Genomic DNA, 19345 nt, shown 5'->3' on the forward strand with positions numbered 1-19345 from the left:
CGCAATTCACCCGATTTTCTAGTCATTCATTTTCTGAATGACGCGGACTAGTGCATCTATAAACTGTTCTTCTTTTCCATAAGTGTCTTCATGACACTTTCTACAAAGCGTAATACCATTTTGAAGATCAAACTTTTTATTGGGAAATTTTTTCTTAGGATAAATATGATGGGCAGCAATGTCTCTTGAATTAGAGTTACATCCAGGCATTTTACAGCGATAACCGTCTCGAATATAAACTTTTTTTCTCCACTCTTTATATTCAGCTGAGTCGGTGATATCTACAGTTTCTATTCTATTTGTCTTAAGATATTGTCTAAAGCATACTGCAGTGCAAAAGTTCTTACTGCTCCTGAGTATTGATGAATTCTGTCTCTCAAAAATTCTTGAACAGTGTAAACACTCCAGTTCCCTACTCTTCTTAATTCTAGATAATCGAATTTTTTTTAGAGCAGACTCAGTGTGTTTTTTCCCTCGCCTTGCACTTCCTTTATCAATATCTTTATGACCTCTGATCTTCCAACCAAAGAAAAGAATACGATCCCGAACGACTGTATAACTTACACCTAATTCATCTGCTATGACTGTATAACCTTTATTTAGAACAACATATTGTTCATACAGCCATTCTCTATCATCATACAGTTCATTTCCCAATTTCATTTTCGTTTTTCTAATGCCAAATCTTCTAAGAACACTTTTTACCCTATTTTTTGGGTAGCCTGTTTCCTTGGCAATATCACTTATAGTTTGATTTTCAATAACGTACTTTTGGAAAAGAAGATTTTTGGTAAGAGCCATATTATCAACCCCTCATAGGAGAACTTATGTTCTCATCCCTATTTTACCAAAAAACAATCTAGAATTCACTTTTTTAATCCGCCAACATTATCATTTGTGCGCCACGCTATTTGTTACTCCTCAACTCCCGAGGGGTGTGGACATTTCTGCCACACTCTTGCACTCTCATGCAAGGTCAGACTATATCATCAAGGGATTGTATTCCTTGTCTCGCGCCCCATAAAAACGTCACCGTTTTCTATGGTTTACTTCTTCCATCACTTTAAAGCTTTAGGAAGTTTCAATAGTCGTTGAACCTTTATCTTCGTTTCCAAAGATACTTGGCTGCTGATTGCCCAATCCTTTTTATTTTCAAACATTCACGCTCACCGTCACCAGTCACGTTGTAGTTAAAAAGGCTCTAAGGGTGTTCCAGCAATTCGCGAGATTTTTCTCCCGCCATGGTCTTAACGGGATCCACCTTGCTCAACCAAATGTGTAAGCTTCGCAATATCATCTAACCAAGATACAGAACCAGATGATTTTCCGTTTACACCTCTTGCAAGGGCATTACGTGGTCTTAGTGTCGAACCGTTTGTTCCAACCCCACCACCGCGGCTCATGATTTCCATGACCTGCTTGCGGTGCTCAGAAATTCCTTCACGAGAGTCTTGAACATAAGGCATTACATAACAGTTAAAGTAAGTAACATCTGTATCAGCACCAGCTCCGTATAGAACTCTTCCCGCAGGAACAAAGTTCATACTTACAAGCTCATGATAGAATTTTTCAAACCATTCTTGTCTTTTTTCCTCAGTTGTTTCAACTGACGCTAAGCCTGTTGCGTTGCGTTTCGCAATTTGCTCATAAAACAGTTCAAGTGGCTTTTCAATAACATCTAGTGAACGATTTATTACCCCTGTGCTTGACTCTTCAGGATCGTCCAATACACCGCGAAATTCTTCATCAACAAGAACTTGAGCTCTTTTCTCTTCCCAATCAATTTGGAGAATTTGTCCTAGTCCTCTAGCAGGGAACTTCGGATCCTCTTTAATGGTAAGAACAACAAAATCACCATTAGTTAGAGTAAGTTTCTCAGTGTCCTTAAACGTGTATCGGTCCAACATAACCAACCGTGAAACACCTTTGTGAGTGATTTTCATATCTGGGGTGATTGGATGAACTTGAGGAAATAATCGGATATCCTTGTTCAAGCGCTCCACATCAATATTCAATTTTTGTCCTAACGCAACAGACATACACACAACTCCTTTAAATGTACTTCTTTAAATCTATTGAAAAATAATAGAAACCATATGCTCAAATCTAGCTGTCCAATAAATTACTCTTAATGTATCACTTCGAAATCACAAAATCAATATATAGTATCTTAAATATTTTTCTACATACTACATATTGTGTCATGAGCAAAAAAATAAAATTTTGTCAAACATAAAAAAAACTATAAAACGGAGAAAAAAGGAGATCATGGCTAGTTTTCAGCATAATTTGATAAATTTTAGCAAATTTCGCAACTTGCACTTTAATCGTCATGGTACGAAAGTTCCATATCGAAATCCTTATTCTTTTATCTACCTCAAAAAAGAAAAAAACGACGATGTCGTTTCAAAATCTCTGACCTTGAAACGACCATCACCGTTTATCTCTTGTAGTTCCACTCATCGCTTTCATATCTATCTTTCGCTAATTGTAGAACATATTCCAATTGTTCTTCTGATAACTCAAATGGTTTTAATTCAATATTTAGCCCTTCCTCAAACCCTTTTTTGAAGGCAACCTTCGCTTCTTCTAAAGAAATTTTTCTAGGACTTATATCATTTATGGCAACAGCTTTACTTTTAAAAGCTTTCTGCATTCTTTCTTTAACTCTATCATTTGGGTAGTTAAATAAACTAAATAGCTTATCTTCATCTAGATCAAGCAAAATCGAACCATGTTGAAGAATAACTCCCTTTTGTCGAGTTTGAGCACTTCCCGCTACTTTTCTTCCCTCAACGACTAGCTCATACCAGCTTGGAGCGTCAAAGCAAACAGCAGAACGGGGATTCTTTAACGACTCTCTTTCTTCAGCTGTTTTCGGCACAGCAAAGTATGCCTCCAAACCTAACTGATGAAACCCCTTCAAGATTCCTTCCGAAATAACACGGTAAGCTTCTGTCACCGTTTTAGGCATTTCAGGATGCTCTTCAGAAACAATGACACTATAGGTAAGCTCCTGATCATGAAGAACACCTCTGCCTCCAGTTGGTCGGCGCACAAATCCAAGTCCATGCTCCTTAACGGCTTCCATATTTATTTCTTTTTCGACTTTTTGAAAATAACCGATCGACAACGTCGCTGGATTCCAACCATAAAAACGAATGACCGGCGGAATTTTTCCAGCACTATGCCAATCAAGCAAGGCTTCATCCAAAGCCATATTGAATGACGGAGACTTGTCTCCTGAATCAATAAAACCCCAAATTTCCTTCTCCATATGTAACCCTCTTTTGTCCATAAATTTCATGCCTTTACCCGGACACTGAATAATAGCATAACAAATGCCGCTCCAAAATTAAAGAAAGAGGTTTTTCCAACTATTCCTTATAGTTGATTTGAACTATAATCAATTTATAGTGTTTTTGAAGAAGCTTTCTTTTCGGAGGGAAGAATCATGATGAAAAGGGTCATATTTTATTTCATGTCGGTTATATTTTTCGTCATATATTTTCAAATTCTTAAATTTATCTATACCACGTTTATACCAATTACCGTCATCACAGATATCATAGTCATTTTCATCACGTTGATTGTTCTAATGCCTCTATCTATTTATACAACAACTAAAGCGTTTGAAGTTATAAGATCATAATAACTCAACTGATATTTTTGATCAGATACTAGACACATAAAAAAAGAAAATCTAGAACTTTTTGATTATCCTTTACTAACATGCAGAAATCCCTATATAATATTATGTGGCGTAAGCTTTTTGGAAGGAGAAACGGACATGAATTCACTTTATATTTTACTAATAGTAGTAGTTGCCTTTCTTTTATACAGTCTAATTATGTGGCTTTATCAAAGAAAAATCGTTAAAACATTAACTGAAGAAGAATTCCGTGCTGGATATCGAAAGGCTCAATTAATCGATGTTCGCGAGCCGAATGAATTCGATGCAGGACATATTTTGGGAGCAAGAAACATTCCACTTTCCCAATTTAAAATCAGAATGAAAGAAATTCGTCCAGATAAGCCAGTTTATCTCTATTGTCAAAATGGTCTACGTAGTGGACGAGCTGCTCAGAGCTTATATCGTAAGGGCTGCAAAGACCTTTATCAGCTTAACGGCGGGTTCAAGAAATGGTCTGGAAAAATTAAATCAAAGAAATAAAAAATGTTCGTACATCACTTCTATGAAGTGGTGTACTTTTTTTACCTAAAAAAAGGATAGATGCTACAGGAGAAGTCCTGTTCATCTATCCCTTAACTTTTTAATTCTGCTTATATCGTAAAATCGGCTTTCTTGCCGCTGTAGTTTCATCAAGTCGACCAACAACCGTTGTATGTGGTGCTTCCTGAACGATTTCCGGATTCTCTTCTGCTTCCTTCGCAATTTGAATCATCGCATCGATGAAAGCATCCAATGTTTCCTTAGATTCCGTTTCAGTTGGTTCAATCATAATACACTCTTCCACATTTAGCGGGAAGTAGATAGTTGGTGGATGATAACCAAAGTCTAATAGACGTTTCGCGATATCAAGCGTTCTGACGCCAAGTTTCTTTTGACGCTTTCCACTTAACACAAATTCATGCTTACAATGCTTATCAAACGGAAGATCAAAATACTCCGCTAATCTTCTCATCATATAGTTTGCATTCAGTACAGCATTTTCCGTAACAGCTTTCAAGCCATCTGGACCCATTGTGCGAATATACGTATAAGCACGGACATTGATACCGAAGTTTCCGTAATAAGGCTTCACACGGCCAATTGATTGCGGACGGTCATAATCTAGTACGTACTCTTCGCCTTTTTTCGTCACAATCGGTTTTGGTAAAAATGGAATTAAATCTTCCTTCACGCCGACTGGACCTGAACCTGGTCCACCGCCACCATGAGGGCCTGTAAAGGTCTTATGAAGATTTAAATGTACCACGTCAAAGCCCATATCTCCAGGTCTAGCTTTTGAAAGAACAGCATTTAAATTCGCTCCATCGTAGTACAGCTTACCACCTGCACTATGAACGATTTCTGCCATTTCTAAAATATTTTCTTCAAATAAGCCAAGTGTGTTCGGATTTGTAAGCATTAATGCCGCAGTATCCTCACCCACTACACTTCTTAAATCCTCTAAATCGACAAGACCTTGTTCGTTCGATTTAACCGTGATTGTTTCAAATCCAGCTACTGTGGCCGAAGCAGGGTTTGTTCCGTGAGCAGAGTCAGGGACAATAACCTTCGTTCTTTTTGCATCACCGTTAGCTTCATGGTAAGCACGAATCATCATTAGACCCGTCCATTCGCCATGAGCACCAGCTGCTGGCTGCAACGTTACTTCGTCCATACCTGTGATTTCAATTAAATGCTCTTGCAGGTCGTACATTAACTCTAATGCACCTTGTACTGAGCTTTCATCCTGCAATGGATGAATATGAGCAAACCCATTAAAACGGGCGACATTCTCGTTAATTTTCGGATTATATTTCATCGTACAAGAACCTAATGGATAAAACCCAGAATCAACGCCATGATTACGTTTTGAAAGGGCTGTATAGTGACGCATAATATCGAGCTCCGCTACTTCCGGTAACTCAGCCTTTTCTTCACGTAAATAACCTTCAGGAAAAAGCTCATTCACGTCTATTTCTGGAATATCCATTTCAGGGAGGCTATAGCCGATTCTACCAGGTGTACTTAGTTCAAAAATCAGCGCTTGATCTTCTTTATGCATGATAATCCCCCAATTCTTGTGCAAATGTGTCAATTTCTTCTTTGGTTCTTAATTCTGTTACAGCAACTAACATATGATGAGAAAGTTCTGGATAATCTCGGCCCAAATCGTAACCACCGATAATTCCTTTTTGTAAAAGAGCTTGGTTCACTTCCTTAACCGGTTTCGCTAATTTAATGACAAACTCGTTGAAAGATGGTCCTTCAAATACAAGCTCTAAGCCTTTTTCCTTAAGCACTTTTTTCGCATAGTGAGCTCTTTGAATATTTTGCAAAGCCATCTCTTTGACACCCTTTTTACCAAGGGCTGTCATTGCCACGGAAGCAGCTAGTGCATTCAAAGCCTGGTTAGAACAAATATTAGAAGTCGCTTTATCTCGACGAATATGCTGTTCACGCGCTTGAAGGGTAAGAACGAATCCTCTTCTGCCTTGGTCATCTGTCGTTTGACCAACTAAACGACCTGGCACCTTCCTCATTAACTTCTCTGTTACTGCAAAATAACCACAGTGTGGACCACCGAACGCTGTTGGAATACCAAATGGTTGAGCATCACCGACAACAATATCCGCACCAAATTCTCCTGGTGGTGTTAGTGCACCTAGAGCAAGAGGATTACTTGAAACAACAAACATCGCCTTTTGACTATGAATGATTTCTTCTAATTCCTTTAACGGTTCCACTCTTCCAAAAAAGTTTGGATATTGAACGATCACTGCTGCAATCGAATCATCCATTAATTCTTGAAGAGCAGCCAAGTCTGTTACACCATCCAGTTGAGGGATTTCTACAACTTCAATGTATTGCCCCTTCGCATATGTTTTCACTACTTCTTTTGATTCAGGATGTACAGCACTTGAAATCAACACTCGCTTTTTCTTCGTTTGTCCAGCACTTAACATTGCTGCCTCCGCAAGCGCTGTACCACCGTCATACATGGAAGAGTTTGCTACATCCATACCAGTTAGTTCACAGATCATCGTTTGAAATTCAAAGATCGCCTGAAGCTCCCCTTGTGAAATTTCTGGCTGATAAGGCGTGTAAGCTGTATAAAATTCTGAACGAGATAGAACATGGTCAACAATAACAGGCATATAGTGGTCATAAACTCCAGCCCCAAGGAATGAAGTATTTGCTCTCAAATCAGCATTTTTACCAGCTAAACGAGTTAATTCCTTCAATAAAGCTGTTTCAGATTTTGCCGCTTTAATCTTATATTCACCTTTAAATTGAACACTCTCTGGAATATCATTGAATAGCTCTTGTACATTAGATACGCCAATCGTATCTAACATCGCGTTTTGGTCTGCTTCTGTCATCGGTAAGTATCGATGTTTCATTGTTGATTCTCCTCTCTTACTTCGCTCTTTTATAAAATGGGGTAGGAATTATTTTCGCTTTTACTTTCTTACCTCGAATCTCTACTTCTACTTCAGTTTCCAATGCACTATAGGCTCGATCGAGTAACGCAAGACCGATGTTAGTCTTTAAAGTAGGTGATTGTGTACCAGTGGTTACTTCACCAATTTGCTTGTCACCGCTGTAAACAGCATAACCATGTCTTGGAATGCCGCGTTCAATCATTTCAATGCCTACCAATTTTCGAGGAACACCATTCTCTTTTTGCTTGACCAATGCTTCTTTGCCAATGAAATTTGCCTCTTTATTCAGCTTAACAGCAAAACCAATGCCCGCTTCTAAAGGAGAAATCTCCGGAGATAGTTCTTGTCCATATAAGGCTAGAGTTGCTTCAAAGCGCAAGGTGTCACGAGCACCTAATCCACAAGGAATAACACCATCTTCTTTTCCTATCTCTAGAATACTGTTCCAAATGTGAATGGCATCTTCACTAGCACAGTAAATTTCAAAACCATCTTCACCTGTATACCCAGTTCTCGAAACAAGTGCATTTTTACCAGCAACTACTACATCTTGTTGAAACTTAAAGAAACCAATTTTATCAAGCTCAGTGGCTGTTAGTTTTTGTAAAACAGATTCTGCAAGAGGACCTTGTAAAGCAAGCTGAGCAACATTTCCAGAAATATTATGAATGGTTACACCATCTTCAAGATGCTTTTCAAGCCATGCATAATCTTTCTCAATATTTGCCGCGTTTACGACTAAAAGGTAGTCTTCATCAGCACGTTTGTAGACGAGTAAGTCCTCTACTGTTCCTCCATTTTCGTAACACATGGCTGTATATTGAGCGCCATTTGTACTTACTTTAGAGACGTCATTTGTCATCATTTTCTGAAGATAGGGAAGACTATTTGGCCCTTTTACTTCGATTTCTCCCATATGAGAGACATCAAACAGACCTGCTTTTGTACGAACTGCCTCATGCTCCTCTTTAATACTTGAAAACTGAACTGGGAGATCCCAGCCACCAAAATCAATGGTTTTTCCCCCATAATTTTTGTAAATATCAAATAGTGGCGTGCGCTTTAATTGCGACATTTCATGTTCCCCTTTCTCCAGATTATTTGAATATCTAATCCGCTAAATAGCGAAGATTTTCATTTCATAGAAAAACAAAAAGGACAGAGTACCCCCTTTTCAAAAAAAGGAAGGTCTCTGTCCTGGCACCTGAAAGTTTACCTAGCTAAATTCGGCTCACGGTCTAACAACTGCTCACCTCAATAATTTAGGCTTTCCCCTTTGGTGGCTTCCATCAAGAAGCACTCTCCAGAGCTGCGTCAAACAAGTGTACTTTTGCCTGAGAGATTCACAATTTCTTGCTTGCTCCTTCGGCGCTACAAAATGTAGTCTCTCCCCTTGCTCTCATCCGCGATTCATAAAATTTACCAAATTGGTCATACTAACCAATACAGTATATATATTTGGCAATCATCTCTTTAAAAATACGAATAACGATAAACTAAAGCTATTATTTCATTCGTAATATAACGATTAATTTTAAAACAAACCAATCATTTCATTCGTATTTACATGTTATATTATAAAATTTTTAACTTTCAAATACATCCTACCATTTACATATTATCAGGGCAATACATTTTTATAGAGCATTTGGATGTGGGCGCTTATTTTTCACAAAAAGGAGCTGTTTTTATGGCAGTAGAGATCGAGTTTGATTCCTCTTGGCTAGACGGATTCTTCCAAAAAATCGAGGATGATGGGCCTTGGGGGAATTGGGACCTATATAAGCTTGCCATCGAGGTCGAAAAGCATACTGTCATTGAAGACTTCGAAGGATTACAAGCTCCAAAGCACTTGCCTAATTTAACCCCACTTCCTCATCAAATCGAAGTGGCAAAGCAAGTAATAGAAAATATGAATGGGAAAGCGATTTTAGCCGATGAAGTTGGACTTGGAAAAACGATCGAGGCTGGACTCATTTTGAAAGAATATATGATTCGTGGTTTGGTAAAGAAGGTTCTAATTCTCGTTCCAGCTTCCCTCGTTTCCCAATGGGCAAGTGAACTTACGAGCAAGTTTTATATACCTGCTGTTGCTCAAAAAAAGAGCTATGTGTGGGAGCAATGCGATGTTGTCGTGTCTTCTATTGACACAGCTAAACGTAATCCTCATCGAGACATTATTTTTGGACTCGATTATGATCTCATCATTATCGATGAAGCACATAAACTCAAAAACAATAAAACAAAAAACTATGAATTTGTTCAAAGCCTAAAGAAGAAGTTTTGTTTATTGCTAACCGCCACACCTATTCAAAATCGGATTAGCGAAATCTTTAATCTTGTTTCTCTCTTAAAGCCTGGCCACCTTGGCAACGAAACGGTCTTTTACGAAAAATACAAGAGGGATTCTCGTTCCTTGAATGATGATCAACATTTAAAAGAACTTGTTAACAAAGTCATGATTAGGAACCGTCGTGCTGATACGGGCATTGAGTGGACGGAGCGGCATGTTGAAACCATCCCGATTCAATTTTCAGCTGGAGAGAAAGCTCTGTATGATGCAGTCTCTGAGCTACGCAGCGAAGACAATTGGATGGCGACAAGCGCATTCTCTGTCATGACCCTCCAGCGCGAAGCCTGTAGCAGCCGGGAAGCTGTATTCATTACATTAAAGAACATGTTAAATAAGAAGGAAGAGCCGAGCCCTTATTTCCAAGCACAAATCGAAAGTCTCATTGAAAAAGTTCAAGCTGTCCAAATGAATTCGAAAGCAGAAAAGGCGCTTGAATTGATTAAAAAAATTAACGATAAAGTGATTATTTTTACCGAATACAGAGCAACACAGCTATACCTGCAGTGGTTTTTAAAACAGAATGGGATAACGTCTGTTCCTTTTCGTGGTGGGTTCAAACGAGGAAAGAAGGATTGGATGAGAGAGCTTTTCCAAAAACATGCCCAAGTGTTAATTGCAACAGAAGCAGGCGGGGAAGGAATTAATCTTCAATTTTGCCACCATATTATCAATTTCGATTTACCTTGGAATCCAATGCGGCTTGAGCAACGAATTGGTCGAGTCCACCGTCTTGGGCAAGAACAAGACGTTCACATTTATAACTTCGCCACTAAGGATACAGTGGAAGAGCATGTACTCAAGCTTCTTCATGAAAAAATTGCCTTGTTTGAAAAAGTCATTGGAGACTTAGACGATATTCTCACAAAGCTTGAATTTGGTAATTTCGAAGACTATCTAGTCGATATATTCGGGCATTCCACTTCTGAAGGTGAAATGAGAATTAAAATGGACAACTTAAACTCCATGATCCAATTAGCTGAAGAAATTAAGGAGAGTGAATCTAGTGCAGCAGCAGGAAATTCATCAATTTCTTGAAAACTACTTTCAAGCAAACGGCTGTGAGATTGTTGAAAACGAAAAAGGCTATATGACAGTTCAACTGACGATTGAGCTCGATAAAGAATTAATGAATAGACCTTTTTACTGGCATTATTTAGAGAAAACTGGCGGCATTCCCAATCCAATGAAATTAACTTTTATCACCGATCAAAATGCTTCTCCTGAAGATATAAAAGGTGAAGTAATCCATTTCGGCTCCCCACGCCTTCACCAAATCTTTGAGTCAACTAAAAATTTGGCTGGTTACATTCGCTTATATGAAAAACAATCACTTAGTTACGGACAACAAGCAGCTTTAAGACCTTGGCTAGGAATGAATTTGAAAATCTCCTATCAATGTGACCGTAAACGTGATGTCTTTAAATCCATCGGTCTACAGCTGATCAATGGGCAGGTCGTAGAGAATTTTCATGAAAGACTCCTTGAACTTCAGCTCACGCCAAAAATACCTGATTATTCATTTACCTTGTCTCCCCTCATCATGCCTAAGAGTGGAGTGATGAGAATTGAAAATCAGCTGCGGAATGAAATTGAAGTAGAGGATCACACTTGGGCAATAGAAGCTAGAGAACGTTGGCAAAAAGACCTTCAATTGCTAGAGCATTTTTACGAGGAAGCAGAAGAAAAAGGCGAAAGCTACGAGAACGAAAAAAAAGCCCTTCAAGAACAATATGAACCAAAAGTAAAGATTACAATTGTCAATGGCGGACTTTTTTATTTAACTGAACAAGCTGTGTAACGGTAAGTAGAATCATTCCTACTTACCTTTCCTTTTTAGACTTCCCATAAACGCATAAGGAAGAATGCCGAACCAGCGGAATAGGAAGCTCGCTTTTTCTTCTTTTCGCTCCTGCTTCATTTTCACGCGAACATCCTTTGGCTGATCGATATATTTCACAACGGTCTGTGTTAAATACTTAACATAATCATTCGTTTTCATTAGATATACCTGCCTTCTGCTAATTGTCTCTTTCAGTATGCAGTATATCCTCATACCTTATTTCTAATCCTAATTTCTCTCTAGCCATTTAGTTAGCTTTTTTAATTCTTTATTATAATAACCAATCCCCATTGCCTCTTCAGTTGTATCAAACTTAGAGCGTAGGGTAATTTGCAGGAGATTAGAACCTCCAGAAGTGATACTATAAGTCACCAAACCTTTTTCATAGGTAAAGCTTCCCAATGTTTCAGAACTACCTTCCTGCAATTGTTTTTCTACTTGCTGCAAGGATTGTAAAAAGTAATATTGATTTCTTTCAAAGTGCTCAATTTCAATAAGAGATCTTTTTTCGATAACGTATTGATTTAATTGGACAGATAGAAAAATCGTAAACAGAAGCAAAATGCAGAGGGTAACAGGAAACATAAATCCTTTTTCATTCATACTCATTCCCCCTTTGTAATGAAGGAAAAAATAGTAGCCTCTTTTGTCTGATTAAAGCTCGTCTCCACTACAATCGTGACGGATTGAGCATTTCTAGCAAAAGAAACAGATTGTACATTCTGTAGAACAACCTCATGGCCTGTTCCATTTACTTGTTTACGAAGTATGTTTTGATACTTTTGATAAGTGCTCACATCCTCCCCATTTATTATTCTCAATTGACCTTTCACAACCTCAACACCCTCACCCGTCTGGACTTCTTTTTTCAATAGATTCACAAAAAGCTCCCACTCCATATTCTGTATCCTCGACTCAACCGAATGAGAATTAAAGATAATTTGAAACATGATTGGCAAAAACGTTGATATAATGCAAAAAACTGAGAAAGCAAACAACATTTCAAGCATGGTAAAACCATGGTCATTTAACCCTTTCGCATTTTTGTTGCGCTCGTTGAAAGGCATCTTCATAATTCACACACACCCTTTTTGGCTCCCCATCACTCTCTTTCTCCCAAATAACGGCAAATACAAATTTTTCTCTTGTAATTGAATTGTCTTCAGCTACAGCCTCTAATACATATCTTTGAAGTACTTCGTAAAGTAAATGTGTTGCCTGTACCTCCTGCTGAATATCTAGTGACTGCTTACTGACATGTATATAGAGAGGAAGAAGACTAACTGTCATAACCATCCAAATGGACAATGAAAGAAGAAGTTCTACCAAGAAAAAACCTCTACAATTCCTTAACATAAAACCTTCCCCTTCCTAGCTGAAAGGTCATTTGAAATTTTTCTTCTCCAATATAGATAAAAATCGAACCAATACTGCTAATGCTTCCATTGGAATGAAAGCGGAAGTGTAGCTTTTGTGAACCTTCTGAAACGGTAATCTTGTTAGAGTACTCTCTTTTCAGCAGCGTCTCCCCATTTTGCTTTGAAACATAGTAATAATGATCTGAACTAATAAAATTCACATTCACATATTTCTGACTCGTTAGTACATATTGCTGGGCATACAAGAGATCCGACTTCAATTGCGAAAAAAAGAGCTGTTCTTCAAGCTGTTGATTGTGAGGTCGCAACAAGAGGACTGAAAGAGACATGATCAGGAGAAAAATACTTAAGACAAACAAGGATTCAAGGAGGGTAAAACCCTGTTCATTCTTCTGTGGCATCGGCTTCACTATTGGGCAAAGTAACTTCACCATCAGAACCGATTTCAATTTTATCTCCATTTGGACAACTATCTTGCTCATTATTTAAATACCCTGCTGTTTGCAGATCTGCGAGTCCACTAGGCATTTTCTGATTATCCATTTGAAATGCCTGCACCTGCGCCTCAACCATTTTTACAAACGCCTGACATCCTTTAGTGTTGATTGTAGAGTTATGCTTCGTCACATTCGGTATCGTAATAATAAGCAGCACAGAAATAACGAGAAGGACAATCAGCATTTCGATTAAGGTGAATCCAGATTCTTTATGTTGTTTCAGCCATTGTGAAAGTGTCGTACTTCTTTTATTTTTCATTTTAATAGCCCCTTTCTAAAATCCATCTAATAATTGAAACATTGGTAGCAATATCGCTAAATACATCGATACGATGATGATTCCAATAAAGGAATACAGGATGGGTTGGATAATTTTAAAGCATTTATCGGTCTTTAGCTCGAGTGTGGACATGCAGTACTTACTATAGAAGAGAAGCTCCTGCTCAAGCTTGCCGTTTTCTTGGCCATGCTTGACGATAAAGGATAGCTCCTTTTCGAAAAATGAATACTGCTGCAAAATATCTTCGAAAGAGTTTCCAGTTGAAAGCTGCTCCTGCATTTCTTTCCCTAACTGGCGATCAAATGAATGCTTAACATGTTCCTCAAATAGCTTTAGAGACTCTAAAATTGACAAGCCTCCGCCTAATAAATAGCTAAGTTGAATGGAAAAATAATGGGTTGTAAAAAGGCGATAGAACGAACCTAAGAACGGAGTTGAGGATAGAAGCGTCTTCTGTTTAATAGGAGAAAACTTTTTAAACTTAAAGAAGTAATAATTGAGGGATAGAAATAGAGTAAGCAAAGTGACACACACAACGAGAGGGAAAATATCTCCTGTAAAATAAACTACCTTCATAAATAGATTAGGTTTCAAATTCATCGATTGAAACAGGGATGTATATTGAGGCAGGAGAATTTTCTCCACAAACAAAAACAAGAAAAATGTCATGAAGATCAAAACTATAGGGTAAATGAGGAGTTTTTTCAATTTTTCCGTATCGGAATTTCTTCGTAACATCATCGCACTACCGTCACGAAAAGCGTCTGATAAAGAGCCATGCTGTTCGGCAAAGTAAACAAAGCCGACCAATGTTTTGTGAAACCGCAAATCCAATAAAATTTTGTGTAATGGGTGACCTTCTTTTAAATCACTCAAAAATTGTGCAACTTCCTCTTGATGTACTTTTTTCATTTGATAGGTTAACGATTGAATTGCGTCAGCAAGGGGATAGCCCCTTGCTAATAGCTCACCCGTTTTTTTAAGGAAATCAGCTTGATCCTTTAACGACCATCTATGTCTTTTCATCTTCGTAAACCCACCGCTCATATTCAGATTCCTTAATGTAGCCTAATGCGATGCCTTTCATGATAACATCCTTTAACGTCTTATACGGATACGCCTCTTCATTATGCATAACACTGGTTAATGCTCTTCCCGTTAATAACTCAAACACACTAGCTCTTTTTAAGCGATGATTGGTAAAGCAATAAGGAGGGCAGGTACCTTCGCAAAAAGGACATTCTAATTCCACTAATCTTTGCGCAGCAACTGCCACAAGCGTTTGTTCAACCTCTAATTTATTGACCCCAAACTCCAATAATCGATAAATTGCTCCCTTTGCATCCCGAGTATGCATCGTGCTTAACACAAGGTGTCCTGTTAAAGAAGCACGAACAGCTATCTTGGCCGTTTCGCTATCACGTATTTCTCCCACCATAATTATGTCTGGATCGTGACGTAATATGGCCTTTAATCCAGTCGCATATGTCACCCCTGCTTTTTCATTCACCTGCACCTGCAAAATAGATTCATGCTCCTTTTCAATTGGGTCCTCAAGGGTAATGACATTGCGGTCAAAAATATGGGAAACTTCGTTTAGTAAGGAATATAAAGTCGTAGATTTCCCCGAGCCGGTTGGACCTGTGAGGATAATTAAGCCGTGGGCATGATTAAGCAGAGCTAATAATTTTGTCGTGATTTCTGGGAAAAGGGAAATTTTATAAAAAGGAATTTGCTCTTGCTGAGGGAGGATACGAATGACGAGGCTTTCTTTTTGATTTGCAGGCAAAGTCGATAAACGAAGTCCAACGTCAAAACCTTTATATGGAATGGAAAAGGCTCCGCTCTGAGGACGTCTTTTTTCTCCGATATCCATGGATGCAGTGAATTTGAAGTGTGAGATTAATCTGTCGCAATCTTCTTTTGGGAAATGGAATCTAGGGAGTAGTCTGTTTCCCATTCGAAATTGGATGAGGGTATCTTTTTTGCGAGGAACAATGTGGATGTCTGAGGCATTATTTCGAATGGCATCTTTTACAATTCGATCGGCTATGACTTCGATTGATTTCAAAAATAGTAACACCACCTTTTCTTTTCTCTAACTCATTTATTTCGACAGATTTCCTCCTTTTCCTTCTTAGACATATAATTTTCAAAATTCTTTTCTTTGCAGTGATGTGTTTCTAAAAGCATACTATTTGAAACACATCACTACATTTCCTAGTATTTTTTTAAAGTTATTAAAATATTTGACTAGAAAATTTCTATTGGTGAATTCACTTAAACTAGTTCAATAATCTTAAAGTATTGATAAAATAGATTCAAATTTTATTAAATTGGTTTTTTCATAGTCAAACTTTTAAATATCTATTTTGATCTTATTATATAAGGATTATCTTTACAGAGATTTGAAGGTATAGCCTTTCTTCTGTAATAAAGTATTAAGCTTTTAGTTCATCTTCTTAAGTTTGGACCATCTACAAGGACGGGATCCACAGGGACTAGTCCAACCTCTGTATTCCATGTATATGGGGATTTTGACTAAAACTATATTCTCTGCAAAACTTAGAACATTTCAATTCCCCTAATCGAAAGAAGCAACTCGTCTCCACACGCTGAAAGCTATGACTAGAATGGAAATCAACTACATATAGGGTATGAGAAAATAATTTATTATTACTCCGACATGTAGGATACCATCTACCAATTTACACATCCGTTCTAGTATGTTTAAAATGGATGACCGTTTTCACATTCTTTAATGCCCTACAAAATTCCTCTTCTTAACATGGAATTCACTAATTAATTGAAAGTTCTTTGAGCTTCTAAAACATAAGCTAACGGGTTATGGTTTAGTTCTCTAATCCTCCTTCTCCTGGAAGTATAAATATCATATACTCCTCTAAGTAATGTTGTTGTGTAAAGAATCGTTTGTTGTTTGCTTAAAATTTCATAATTATTAGCTAGAATGTAGGCTTGAGGTGCAGTCCAGGCTAAAGAAGTGAAATCTGTTATCTTCCATTTCTCTTTCATTTTCTCATTGAGCCTTTGTTTCTCTTCTTCAAGATGATTTATGTGATATTGTAAACGAGACTTATGTTGCTCGATCGGAAAAGTTTCAATATCCGAAACTGTTTGACCAATTAACCTTTGGAAATTCGATAATAAGTCATAGTTTTTCTGTTTAAAGTCGATAATATCGTAAATATCAGTAATTTCCTTAGGGATAGAAAAAATACCGTCTAACACTTGAAATGTTTGATTAGCTGTCTGAAAACGTTCATACCCCCCTCTAAAGTCATCTCTAGATGGAGAGGGCATTCTAATTTTATATACCTGTTGACTTATGTGTCTTACTGAATCAGTAGTTGGAGAAAAGCCTCCAATATTCCCAATTAATAATGCCAAATAATGCATAAAATCTCTTGCTATTGGTCTCTTTACACACAACCAACTTCCGTTTCGATATGCCATACCATGTTCAATAAGAAATTCACCAATCGAATATTCTAGTTTATCCATATGAATTTTAGTTACCTCTTGAGGAACCAAGCGTTTATCTTTGACAACCCCAATTCGTTTGCCCTTGCATAGTTCAAAATAATTCTCTCTTATATGGTTAACAAATTTTCTTGAGAACTCGTTTGAATTTCTATATATGTATTCATGAGGAAAAACTAATTTAACCATTTCTTCTTTTATCAATGGATTCATGTAGTTCTCAAATCGACTTGGATGGTCGAAATATTCCAACGGTGTGATAACCGATATTGAATCCCAATACAATAATGATTTATACAACCATGGCGATTTTTCGATTGATATATAAGGAAAATAAAGTAAATTATTCATAGAGCTATTCTCCTTTTTTCAAAAAAGCAGCCTCAATCGAGACTGACTTAACTTGACTGTATTAGTTTTCCTTTATTTTTGCAACGTTTCAATCATTCACTTTACTGCCTATGTTTCTCTTAAGAAGTAATAAGTGCTTCATTCAAAAGACCTAAACAATCATTTTGAATATATTCCTTTTCAAGACTTTTAGAACATTGGACACAACTGCTGATTGCTTATGTGCCAATCTCCAACTGTCTTTTCTCTAAAAATTTATGCTTTGATATGTACGTAAATCATTTCACATTAATATGCGTAAATATAAAGTTCAACTTTATTGTTTGTACTAATACCATTTCTGTGTCAAGAAAGCGAAGTGCTTTTTAAGCTAAATCATTTTTTTCGACAAAATAAAAAATTACAGTCAGTGATTTTTTGTTACTTATGACTTATTGTTTGTTTTATTTTGTGTTTCATTGTCTACTTTAGGTGCTGTTTCTTTTTCAACTTTTCCGTTATCACCCTCTTGCTTTTCTAGGTTATTTCCCCCAGGTTCTTGATTCTTATCTGTTTCCTCTTGCTCCATCGGAACATTCTGTTCGGTTTGATTATTAAGATTAGTCAATAAATCTTGTGTAAAATAAGTGCCTGTAATCAAGGCTAGCATAAATACAATCAGCGCAACGGTTAGCCAAGTGTATTTTTTTAAGTTTGTTTCAATTGATTGTATCGCAGGTGTTACATACTTCTTTTTAATTTCTTCTTTTTCATCAGGAGCAATATTTGAGAAGTTTTCACTCGTTAAATCATAAATATAATGAATGTCCTTTTTCTTTTTTACAGCAAAGTGACGGTTAAATGAATAGGATAATATAAAATATAGGATATGTAATACTAACGCTACAACCAAGAACAAAAAATTACCTCTAGCCATAATGACAATTCCAGAGAACACTGCTGTAATAAGAGCTACAATGGAAGTGCTTATATTGGTTGCTATTTTATCCGCCGCTTCTCTTGCTTCTAAAGCATATTTATGTGCTAAATCAATTACATCCTTTGTGTCGTCAAAGAATTTTTTTATCTTGTCTTGGACATACATAGAAAAATGTCTTTCAATGGTTTGCTTCATTTTATCCAATTGCTCATCTAATTGACTTATCGTTTCTTGATGCAAGTATATGGTGATAATATTTCTTGTAATTTCTAACTTATCTTGTGTTTGCTCTTCCCCAAATGAAAATTTAAAAATAGAATAGAGTATAGAAGCGTTTTCTGGAATAAACGTTTCGTCATAAGTTAATTCTAAGTTTTTTTGTCCCCTGATCGTAAAGACATTTTGTTTATACTTATTAGCAATATGCATCAAACTGACAAAGAATAAATTCTGATTAAGTCGCTTGTTTACCATTTTCTGATTCGTCTCAATTGAAAAAATTTGCGGCAAAGGAAACCATGATTCAACTCTTGTTAATTCTTCTCTGGTTTCTTTTATGTGTAAAATTTCTTGAAGTTGTTTATTTTCTAATGTCTGAATATTATAATTTCCAAAGTCGCTAATAGGAATAACCTTCACGAAATGATTTTGAAATAACTGATCTATCGGAAGATATATATGTATAGTTTTTTCATAGTCAACCGCTTTAAGAGTTGAAATGAATTTGTCGTTCTCAATTTTAAAATGGGACAAAAAAGCTTCCATGTCAAAAAACAATAGTTCATTATTATTTAGCGGGAAACTGATTTTTTTGTTAACTGAGACAGTTAATAAAATATCTTGTTCATTTTGAATATAACGACTGGTTTTGATGAAATCTTCGTCATAAAACGATGAAGAGCCATCAATAACAAACTTAAAACTTATTTCCGTTCCCTTAATCAATAATTGGTTTTCTTTTTTTGCAAAAAAGGGCAAAATGTCTTCTGCCTTTCCTTCATACGTAACAAATAGTATATCAAACTGCTCCTCCAATGATGTCTTGATAAAAGTTCCGTTTAACTCTACAAGGAGGGATGAGAATTCTTCAAATAAACTACTCACAGCTT

General features: G+C 36.9%; 18 protein-coding genes, 1 pseudogene and 1 riboswitch. Of the genes and pseudogenes, 3 read left to right on the plus strand and 16 right to left on the minus strand.

Annotated elements, in window-relative coordinates; translation table 11 throughout:
• Positions 1–18 precede the first annotated feature (18 nt).
• The 3 genes and pseudogenes from FA727_RS10185 to FA727_RS10195 form a co-directional block, all read right to left on the minus strand.
• The gene (locus FA727_RS10185; RefSeq protein WP_136830774.1) at positions 19–801 is read right to left on the minus strand and encodes an HNH endonuclease signature motif containing protein; all 783 of its coding nucleotides are present in this window, start codon (positions 799–801) and stop codon (positions 19–21) included.
• A 449-nt stretch (positions 802–1250) separates the two neighbouring features.
• Positions 1251–2039 (minus strand): annotated as a pseudogene (locus tag FA727_RS10190) (ribonucleotide reductase barrel domain-containing protein); the annotation flags it as partial.
• Between the two features lie 401 nt (positions 2040–2440).
• Positions 2441–3277, minus strand: a complete 837-nt coding sequence (locus FA727_RS10195) for a lipoate--protein ligase family protein (protein ID WP_136830776.1) — start codon at positions 3275–3277, stop codon at positions 2441–2443.
• Between the two features lie 513 nt (positions 3278–3790).
• On the opposite strand from FA727_RS10195, the gene FA727_RS10200 reads away from it, so the two are divergent.
• On the plus strand, positions 3791–4174 hold the full coding sequence (locus FA727_RS10200; protein WP_136830777.1) for a rhodanese-like domain-containing protein: 384 nt from the start codon (positions 3791–3793) through the stop codon (positions 4172–4174).
• A gap of 100 nt (positions 4175–4274) precedes the next feature.
• Here the strand turns inward: FA727_RS10200 and gcvPB are convergent, their stop codons facing one another.
• Genes gcvPB through gcvT form a run of 3 tightly spaced genes read right to left on the minus strand, consistent with a single transcriptional unit; the run spans position 4275 to position 8191 of the window.
• On the minus strand, positions 4275–5735 hold the full coding sequence (gene gcvPB / locus FA727_RS10205; RefSeq protein ID WP_136830778.1) for an aminomethyl-transferring glycine dehydrogenase subunit GcvPB: 1461 nt from the start codon (positions 5733–5735) through the stop codon (positions 4275–4277).
• Positions 5728–7074, minus strand: a complete 1347-nt coding sequence (gene gcvPA, locus FA727_RS10210) for an aminomethyl-transferring glycine dehydrogenase subunit GcvPA (protein WP_136830779.1) — start codon at positions 7072–7074, stop codon at positions 5728–5730. Before gcvPA ends, gcvPB begins: the two co-directional genes overlap by 8 nt.
• A gap of 16 nt (positions 7075–7090) precedes the next feature.
• Positions 7091–8191 (minus strand): glycine cleavage system aminomethyltransferase GcvT, encoded by a 1101-nt coding sequence (gene gcvT, locus FA727_RS10215; protein ID WP_136830780.1) that lies wholly within the window; start codon positions 8189–8191, stop codon positions 7091–7093.
• A 237-nt stretch (positions 8192–8428) separates the two neighbouring features.
• A riboswitch (glycine riboswitch) is annotated at positions 8429–8519 on the minus strand.
• Positions 8520–8806: 287 nt separating this feature from the next.
• Here gcvT and FA727_RS10220 point away from each other — a divergent pair.
• Positions 8807–10504: a DEAD/DEAH box helicase gene (locus FA727_RS10220; protein ID WP_136830781.1), complete on the plus strand. Its 1698-nt coding sequence runs from the start codon at positions 8807–8809 to the stop codon at positions 10502–10504.
• On the plus strand, positions 10473–11267 hold the full coding sequence (locus FA727_RS10225; RefSeq protein ID WP_136830782.1) for a YqhG family protein: 795 nt from the start codon (positions 10473–10475) through the stop codon (positions 11265–11267). The genes FA727_RS10220 and FA727_RS10225 overlap by 32 nt, the downstream gene beginning before the upstream one ends.
• 18 nt (positions 11268–11285) lie before the next feature.
• Here the strand turns inward: FA727_RS10225 and FA727_RS10230 are convergent, their stop codons facing one another.
• The 10 genes from FA727_RS10230 to FA727_RS10275 all read right to left on the minus strand — a co-directional run bounded on the left by FA727_RS10230 (position 11286) and on the right by FA727_RS10275 (position 19340).
• Complete coding sequence (locus FA727_RS10230) at positions 11286–11468, minus strand: YqzE family protein (RefSeq protein ID WP_136830783.1); 183 nt, start codon at positions 11466–11468, stop codon at positions 11286–11288.
• A gap of 69 nt (positions 11469–11537) precedes the next feature.
• Positions 11538–11912 carry a competence type IV pilus minor pilin ComGG gene (gene comGG / locus FA727_RS10235; RefSeq protein ID WP_158318832.1) on the minus strand — a complete coding sequence of 125 codons (375 nt, stop codon included), beginning with the start codon at positions 11910–11912 and terminating at the stop codon, positions 11538–11540.
• Positions 11913–11914: 2 nt separating this feature from the next.
• Positions 11915–12382, minus strand: a complete 468-nt coding sequence (comGF, locus tag FA727_RS24750; protein ID WP_306461663.1) for a competence type IV pilus minor pilin ComGF — start codon at positions 12380–12382, stop codon at positions 11915–11917.
• Complete coding sequence (comGE, locus tag FA727_RS10245) at positions 12333–12665, minus strand: competence type IV pilus minor pilin ComGE (protein WP_136830785.1); 333 nt, start codon at positions 12663–12665, stop codon at positions 12333–12335. The genes comGF and comGE overlap by 50 nt, the downstream gene beginning before the upstream one ends.
• Positions 12649–13122: a competence type IV pilus minor pilin ComGD gene (comGD, locus tag FA727_RS10250; protein ID WP_246041769.1), complete on the minus strand. Its 474-nt coding sequence runs from the start codon at positions 13120–13122 to the stop codon at positions 12649–12651. The genes comGE and comGD overlap by 17 nt, the downstream gene beginning before the upstream one ends.
• Positions 13073–13444, minus strand: coding sequence for a competence type IV pilus major pilin ComGC (gene comGC, locus FA727_RS10255; protein WP_136830787.1), 372 nt, complete (start codon positions 13442–13444; stop codon positions 13073–13075). The genes comGD and comGC overlap by 50 nt, the downstream gene beginning before the upstream one ends.
• A gap of 15 nt (positions 13445–13459) precedes the next feature.
• Positions 13460–14491 carry a competence type IV pilus assembly protein ComGB gene (gene comGB, locus FA727_RS10260; protein WP_136830788.1) on the minus strand — a complete coding sequence of 344 codons (1032 nt, stop codon included), beginning with the start codon at positions 14489–14491 and terminating at the stop codon, positions 13460–13462.
• On the minus strand, positions 14478–15536 hold the full coding sequence (comGA, locus tag FA727_RS10265; RefSeq protein ID WP_136830789.1) for a competence type IV pilus ATPase ComGA: 1059 nt from the start codon (positions 15534–15536) through the stop codon (positions 14478–14480). The genes comGB and comGA overlap by 14 nt, the downstream gene beginning before the upstream one ends.
• A gap of 731 nt (positions 15537–16267) precedes the next feature.
• Complete coding sequence (locus FA727_RS10270) at positions 16268–17317, minus strand: hypothetical protein (protein ID WP_136830790.1); 1050 nt, start codon at positions 17315–17317, stop codon at positions 16268–16270.
• Between the two features lie 424 nt (positions 17318–17741).
• The gene (locus FA727_RS10275; protein WP_136830791.1) at positions 17742–19340 is read right to left on the minus strand and encodes a 6TM ABC transporter family protein; all 1599 of its coding nucleotides are present in this window, start codon (positions 19338–19340) and stop codon (positions 17742–17744) included.
• Between the last annotated feature and the right edge of the window lie 5 nt (positions 19341–19345).

Source organism: Robertmurraya kyonggiensis, assembly GCF_005116465.1.
In the GTDB taxonomy this organism is placed as follows: Bacteria; Bacillota; Bacilli; order Bacillales; family Cytobacillaceae; genus Robertmurraya; species Robertmurraya kyonggiensis.

Bases quoted from the DNA above. Each gene is read 5' to 3' on its own strand.
- FA727_RS10185 (WP_136830774.1), bottom strand. From the start codon at position 801: ATGGCTCTTACCAAAAATCTTCTTTTCCAAAAGTACGTTATTGAAAAT.
- FA727_RS10195 (WP_136830776.1), bottom strand. From the start codon at position 3,277: ATGGAGAAGGAAATTTGGGGTTTTATTGATTCAGGAGACAAGTCTCCG.
- FA727_RS10200 (WP_136830777.1), top strand. From the start codon at position 3,791: ATGAATTCACTTTATATTTTACTAATAGTAGTAGTTGCCTTTCTTTTA.
- gcvPB (WP_136830778.1), bottom strand. From the start codon at position 5,735: ATGCATAAAGAAGATCAAGCGCTGATTTTTGAACTAAGTACACCTGGT.
- gcvPA (WP_136830779.1), bottom strand. From the start codon at position 7,074: ATGAAACATCGATACTTACCGATGACAGAAGCAGACCAAAACGCGATG.
- gcvT (WP_136830780.1), bottom strand. From the start codon at position 8,191: ATGTCGCAATTAAAGCGCACGCCACTATTTGATATTTACAAAAATTAT.
- FA727_RS10220 (WP_136830781.1), top strand. From the start codon at position 8,807: ATGGCAGTAGAGATCGAGTTTGATTCCTCTTGGCTAGACGGATTCTTC.
- FA727_RS10230 (WP_136830783.1), bottom strand. From the start codon at position 11,468: ATGAAAACGAATGATTATGTTAAGTATTTAACACAGACCGTTGTGAAA.
- comGG (WP_158318832.1), bottom strand. From the start codon at position 11,912: ATGAATGAAAAAGGATTTATGTTTCCTGTTACCCTCTGCATTTTGCTT.
- comGF (WP_306461663.1), bottom strand. From the start codon at position 12,382: ATGAAGATGCCTTTCAACGAGCGCAACAAAAATGCGAAAGGGTTAAAT.
- comGE (WP_136830785.1), bottom strand. From the start codon at position 12,665: ATGTTAAGGAATTGTAGAGGTTTTTTCTTGGTAGAACTTCTTCTTTCA.
- comGD (WP_246041769.1), bottom strand. From the start codon at position 13,122: ATGGTGAAGTTACTTTGCCCAATAGTGAAGCCGATGCCACAGAAGAAT.
- comGC (WP_136830787.1), bottom strand. From the start codon at position 13,444: ATGAAAAATAAAAGAAGTACGACACTTTCACAATGGCTGAAACAACAT.
- comGB (WP_136830788.1), bottom strand. From the start codon at position 14,491: ATGAAAAGACATAGATGGTCGTTAAAGGATCAAGCTGATTTCCTTAAA.
- FA727_RS10270 (WP_136830790.1), bottom strand. From the start codon at position 17,317: ATGAATAATTTACTTTATTTTCCTTATATATCAATCGAAAAATCGCCA.